Consider the following 6,000-nt stretch of genomic DNA (forward strand, 5'->3'; position numbering starts at 1 on the left):
GCCGAACGAGATCGTTGGGATGTGATGGGCGGATGCTCCGCTGGTGGAGGTACTGGCCGGCCTGGTCCGGATACGCCGCGGCCGCTTGGTCGCTGTCATACGGGGCGCTCGGGCTCTTCTGGGCGCTGGGCGGCGGCGGTTTCCCGTTCGCGCCCGTCGATGACGCCCATGCGTCGGGTTCGATCCTGGAGGGCGGCCAGGTCGGGATCGTCGCGCCCGCCATGGCCGTCATCGGACTGGTCGGCGCGATGGCCGCGCTGGCGATGGCCAGGGAATGGGGACGAGACGGTACCCGCACGGCACTGGTCGTCTTCGGCTGGGTCCTGGCCGGAACGCTCACTCTGCTGATCCCTGACTACACCCTGCTCGCGCTGGTGGCCTTCGCCCCGCTGCTGCTGGTGTTCGCCTTCACCGGGGTGCCCGGCCCGCAGGACGGCATCGGGGACATCCTGTACTGGCATCGGGTGAACCTGATCGTGGTCTTCGCCGGCGGCCTGCTGTGGGCCCTGGCGACCCTCGCCTACCAGAGGCGCACCAGGCAGGCGTGCGCGCATTGCGGCCGGCGCGGCGCGGTGACCGGGCGGTGGACCACGCCGGACGCGGCGCGCCGCTGGGGGCGCTGGGCCGTCTACGTGGCGTGCGCCGCGTCCCTGCCGTACGAGGTCACCAGAATCGCCTGGTATTTCGGAATCCCGCTCGGCATCCCCGAGGACTTCGCGCGAATGATGCGGGAGACGCCCGCCATGCTGGAGGTGGGGCTTGGGTGCGCCATCGCGTCGATCTGCGGAAGCATCCTCGCCCAGGGGCTCGTCCGCAGGTGGGGTGAGGTCTACCCGCGCTGGGTCTGGTTCAAGGCGGGCGAACGGGTCCCTCCGGCGCTCGCCGTCATCCCCGCGTCCATCGTGGCGGTCGTCCTGATCCCCGCCGGCCTGATGAACGTCCGGATGGGCGTTGATCCCGCCATGTGGGGCGCCAACGCGCCGAGCATGTTGTGGATCGTGTGGGGCGCCGCACTCGGCGCCGCCGCCTGTGCCTACGGCTTGCGCCGGCGCGGAGCCTGTCGCTACTGCCACGTGGCCGAGGACTCCGACCGCCCCGCCGAATTAGGGTCGGCGTCCACTTCGCGTTTGATGGAGAGCAGGAGGTCGGGTACGCGCTGGACCTCGTCGATGAGCATGAGCCCGTGGCAGATTTGCCGCACCTCTTATGGCAGATCTGCCGAGAGAGTGGTGGCCGTTCTGCCGCTCATCTCATGGCAGACCTGCCGATCTCTATGGCAATAGGGCGGCCGTATCCAGTGGTGCGGCAGGGCGGCTCGCTACTGCGGCATCGGCGTCGCCTGCCCCGTCGGCCTCACCACCGGCGAGGCGTGACCTTCCCGAACACCACTGGCCCTTGATCGCCTGGTTTGCCGGTCTGCGATCGAGGGCCAGAGTCTTCTGCGGCGACTGTGGGTCACTCCGGGATGAGGCCCGCTTCGTGGGCGAGAATGGCCGCTTGAACCCGGTTTCGCAAATCGAGTCGGGTGAAGATGGCGCTGACGTGACCCTTGACGGTCCCCTCGACGAGCCCCAGTCGGCGGGCGATCTGGGCGTTGGACAACCCGGTGCCCAGCAGGGCCAGCACGTCACGTTCCCGTTGGGTGAGCGCCGCAGTGCTGGTGCGCGCGGTGGCCGCGCGGCTGAGTCCCGAAGAACGCAGTTCACCGATGACCCGTGCGGCCACCCTCGGTGACAGGTACGCGCCGCCGGCGGCGACGGCGTGGACGCCGGCGATCAACTCCCGGGGGTTGCCTGACTTGAGCAGGAAACCGCGGGCGCCTTCGTCGAGCGCCCGGGCCACGTAGGCGTCGTCGCCGAAGGTCGTGAGGATGGCGACGGCGACCGACGGTGCCGCGCGGGAGATCTCGGCGCCGGCGGCCAGACCGTCCAACCGGGGCATGCGAATGTCGAGCAGGGCGACATCCGGGCGGTGCGCGAGGGTGAGCTCGATCGCCTCCCGGCCGTCGCCGGCTTCGGCGATCACGTCGATGTCGGGGTCGGTGGCCAGGATGGCGCGTACGCCGGCTCGGATCAGTTCGTCGTCGTCGGCCAGCAGAATCCTGATCATGATTCTTCCCGGTGGGGCAGCGTGGCCGCGATCTCGAACTCGTGGCCACTCGGTCCGGCATGGAAGGTTCCGCCCACGACTTGTACGTGCTCCCGCAGTCCTAACAGGCCGGTACGCGTTCCGCGGCCTCGCCGCGCGTTCCGCGGCAGGGCATTGGTGACGGTGACCGCGGTGACGCCGTCCGCGGTCGCCAGCCGCACCCGTACGGCCGCTCCGGCCGCGTGCTTCGCGGCGTTGGTCAGCGCCTCTTGGACGACCCGGCGTACGGCGGCTTCCACTGTCGGCGGCAGGTGCCGTTCGCCTCGCCACTCCAGCGTCACGGGCAGACCGGCCCGGACGGAGCGTTCGACGATGTCCTCGAGGCGTTCCCTGACTGGTAGCAGGGGCGCGGGCTCGTCGTCTCGCAACAGGGTGAGGATCTCGGCCAGCCGCTCGGTCGCTTGTCCGGCGCCTGCGCGCAGCTCCGCCACCGCCGTCCGGTGCCGCTCGTCGAGCTCGGGTGCCATCTCAAGCGCTCCGGCGCGCAGCGCCAGCAGGCTCAGCTCGTGTCCGAGCGTGTCATGCATGTCGCGGGCGATGCGGTGGCGCTCCTGCATCCGGGCCCGCTCGTCGGTGAACGCGATCAGTTCGGCCTGCTGATGGATGGAACGGCCCAGTGTCCATGGTGCTATCACGGTCAGGCCCAGCAGCAGAAGGCCCGTGCCCCACGTGTCACCCACGGCCAGGGAGAGCAGAAGGTTCAGCGTGGCCCCCGCAGCGAACACAGCCAGCGCAGGGGCAGGCTGGGGCGTCCGCCGACCGGCCAGCAGACTGAGTACGAAGACCGCCCCGGCGAAAGCGGTACTCCACACCGGGACGGCGTCGGCCATACCCAGCGCCGTCACGGCGCTCGTCACGGCGCACAACCCCAGGGAGATGACCGGGTGCGAGGCGGCGAGCGCCGTGGCCGCGATGAGAATTGGTAGGGCCCCCGCCCATGCCCACACGGGCAGCTCGGCAGAGGACAGAACGATGACGACCAGCAGTGCCGCGAGCACGCCCAGCGCCCATGGGGGTGCGGGCCACCTGGTCCGCCACCCACGGTCGTCCTTCATCACGCCACCGACGCTATCTCGTGGCAAGTTGGGCGAATTCCTCCGGTACAGGTGGAGCTTCGGGCGAGCGGCGGGCACGGACCAGCGCGACGACGCGGGCGACCAACACGCTGACGTTCATCACGGTCGCGACAGCGGACCAGGCGACCAGAGCCGCCGAGTAGTAGCACAGTTGGAGGAAGGTGATGTCTCGTCCGCCTCCGACGAGCCGGCCGAGCAGGTCGGGAAGGTTGATCAGCAGGGCGAGGGGGACGAGCCGAGGCGCGAGCCGCAGGGCGAGACGCCACGACGGCCGGTTGGCGAGCCGGCTCGCCCAACGCCGCGTACGCCGCAGGTTACGGACGCCGAGGAACACGCTCACCAGGGTGAGGCCGGCCAGCAGGAGGTCGACGATGAGCCGCACCGGAGCGCCCGCTTGTGGCTTGCCGCCGGTCACGAGGGTGGCCAGTTCGTCCGTCAGCGCGTCGACTCCCTCGTTGGCGAGGCCGATGCCGCTGTTCCCGATGACCGCGATGCCGTAGCCGCCGGGGAGGAGGAGCTGATCGGCGGTGTAGGTGAACCAGATGCCGTTGTGGTGAATTCGGCCTTTCTGGTCGGTGTCCCAGCCCATGCCGTACGTCCACCGCCGGTCGGAAGACGTGTGCATGGCCGTGACGCTCGCGGCCGAGAGCAGGCGTTTCCCGTTCGCGGCCTGGCCCCTGTTGTTCTGCGTGATCAGCCATTGCGCCATGTCCTCGGCCGTGGTGATCACACCGTCGGAGCCGTTGACGAACCGGACCGGCTCTTCTGCGGGAATCGACATGCCGTATGCATAAACGTATCCCTTGCGCACGGTATCGGGGAGATCGCGCGGAGTCTGGTTGATCGTGGTGGTCGCGCGCATGCCGATCGTTTCGAACACGTGACGCCGCATATAGTCCGCGAACGGCTCGCCGGTGACGACTTCCACCAACCGGGCGGCGAGGTGGTAGTTCGTGTTCGTGTAGTAGTGCCTCATGCCGGGTTCGGCGGCCAGCGTCGCATCGCGCGCACGCGCCACGGCGGCAGCCGGCGAGGCCGGTTGCGGCAGGCTCTTCTCCGGGAAAGTGCCGTCGGTGATCGCCGAGGTCTGGTTCAGCAACTCACGTACCGTGATTCGCGTACCGCGCGGGTCGGCGATCCGGAAATCCGGCAGGTAGTCGCGCACGGGTGCGTCCAGCGTCACCGTCCCCGCCTCGGCCAGTTGCATGACGGCGAGCGCCGTGAAGGACTTGCTGACCGACGCCACCGGCATGGGTGTCGTCGCGGTCACCGCGGCGCCGGTCGAGTCATGGCCGTACCCGCCCGTGTACAGCACCTGATCGCCCTTGGTGATCGCAACGGCGATGCCTGGATAGCCCGACCTGCCCGCGAAGTCGGACACCACTCGTTGCACGGCCGCCTCTTCAGGTCCCGTGGCCGCGAACCCCGGGCCCGCTGACAGCACCACAAGCCCGGCGGTCGCCGCAAGGCCCAGCCACCGTCCTCTGCTCTTCCACACAACGCCGCTCCCGTCGTCTCGTTGACGACGGCCACGCTAGGTATCGCATCGTCCTGTCACAGGACCCGAAGGACACGGCCCACCCCTGACTTTCGTCAGGTCATCGTCCTGTGTGCCCGATCTACCAGAGGCTGTCAGGTCGAGAAACACCTCGGTTTCCGGGCATTAGCCGCCCGGCCTGATCAGAGATCTCGTTCGCTTCCTGGGCAAGGAGCACAGGCCGGGAGTGAGGACGTCAGCCAGGGGTGTTCGTCGGCTCCCACGTCTTGCCCTCCTTGGCCGTGGCGCCGGATCACCGAGCGATCTGTTCGGTTCGCTTTCTTGCCTGAGGCGAACAACTTGGGCGTATCCAACCTCCCTGACCGGCGCGCGATCCGTAAGGTCGTGGTTGGGACCTGCCCTTGCTCGCGTCAGGGACGGGCGATCAGGTCGCCGGCGTGCAGGGTCGCGGCGAGTAGCTCGGGGTCGCCGGTGCAGTCGTAGGACTCGACGGCCGTGTCGGCGAACTTCAGGACATGCTCGTCGCCGTGCTCGGCTGCCCGCTGGAGCGCGTCCTCGCGGGTCAGCTCGGGATAGCGCCGGACGATCTCCGCGCGCGGGGCCGGCCGGGCCGGGGCGTACGTCGCGATGACCGCCACCACGGCCGCCCAGGCTGCCGTCAGACTCGGCAGCCACTGCTCGGCCGGCAGGACGGGGAGCACGTGCCGTACGGCGTTAGGCGCGGTAGCGGCGTGGACCAGCAGGACCGGTGAGCCGTGGCCGAGTCCGAGGTACGCCTTGGTGGCGCTGTCGACGAGCGACTCCAGCCGTTCCGGGACCTCCTCGGCGGACGCGGCGGGTTTCAGCGCGCGCAGGCTCGCGGTCCAGCCCGAGCTGCGCTCGAGCCGGTCGAGCCGGTGGGCGATGAAGCCGTTCTGCTCTTTCAGCCGGGTGACGGCCGGCAGGGCCTGTTGCGGGGTGAGGGTGCCCTGCGGCGCGACCACCCCGGCGAGCTCGCGGTAGCGCGCCGCCCAGAACGCCAGCCCGTGGGCCAGTTCGTCGAGGGTCTGGCGTGCTGGGGCGCAAGGGGTGCCGCGCAGTGTGCGCACCGCGTGACCGACCCGGATCACGCCGTGGGTCGAACCGGCCACGATGCCCGGCAGCAGCCGTGGCCACCACTCGGCGAGCACTTCCTGCCACGGGTGCTCGGCCAGCTCGTGCCGGAAGTACGCGGCCCAGTCGGGCAGCCGTCGCGCCTGGCCCAGCGCCGTGCCCCACTCGCCGGGCCGGATGGCGGCG

Annotated in this window: 5 protein-coding genes; 1 reads left to right on the top strand and 4 read right to left on the bottom strand. The window is 69.9% G+C overall.

Annotated elements, in window-relative coordinates:
- The first annotated feature begins 32 nt into the window (after window positions 1-32).
- On the top strand, window positions 33-1,283 hold the full coding sequence (locus tag ACZ6QO_RS37635) for a hypothetical protein (RefSeq protein WP_465858270.1): 1,251 nt from the start codon (window positions 33-35) through the stop codon (window positions 1,281-1,283).
- Window positions 1,284-1,455: 172 nt separating this feature from the next.
- Here ACZ6QO_RS37635 and ACZ6QO_RS37640 read toward each other — a convergent pair whose 3' ends face one another.
- The 4 genes from ACZ6QO_RS37640 to ACZ6QO_RS37655 all read right to left on the bottom strand — a co-directional run.
- Window positions 1,456-2,109 carry a response regulator gene (locus ACZ6QO_RS37640; RefSeq protein ID WP_465858272.1) on the bottom strand — a complete coding sequence of 218 codons (654 nt, stop codon included), beginning with the start codon at window positions 2,107-2,109 and terminating at the stop codon, window positions 1,456-1,458.
- Window positions 2,106-3,146, bottom strand: a complete 1,041-nt coding sequence (locus ACZ6QO_RS37645) for a sensor histidine kinase (RefSeq protein ID WP_465858274.1) — start codon at window positions 3,144-3,146, stop codon at window positions 2,106-2,108. Before ACZ6QO_RS37645 ends, ACZ6QO_RS37640 begins: the two co-directional genes overlap by 4 nt.
- A 70-nt stretch (window positions 3,147-3,216) precedes the next feature.
- Entirely contained in the window at window positions 3,217-4,617 is a 1,401-nt protein-coding gene (locus tag ACZ6QO_RS37650; RefSeq protein ID WP_465858276.1) for a serine hydrolase domain-containing protein, read from the bottom strand.
- Between the two features lie 515 nt (window positions 4,618-5,132).
- On the bottom strand, window positions 5,133-6,000 hold an 868-nt coding region (locus ACZ6QO_RS37655; RefSeq protein WP_465858278.1), incomplete at its 5' end, for a questin oxidase family protein.

Source organism: Sphaerisporangium sp. NPDC049457, from assembly GCF_055586705.1.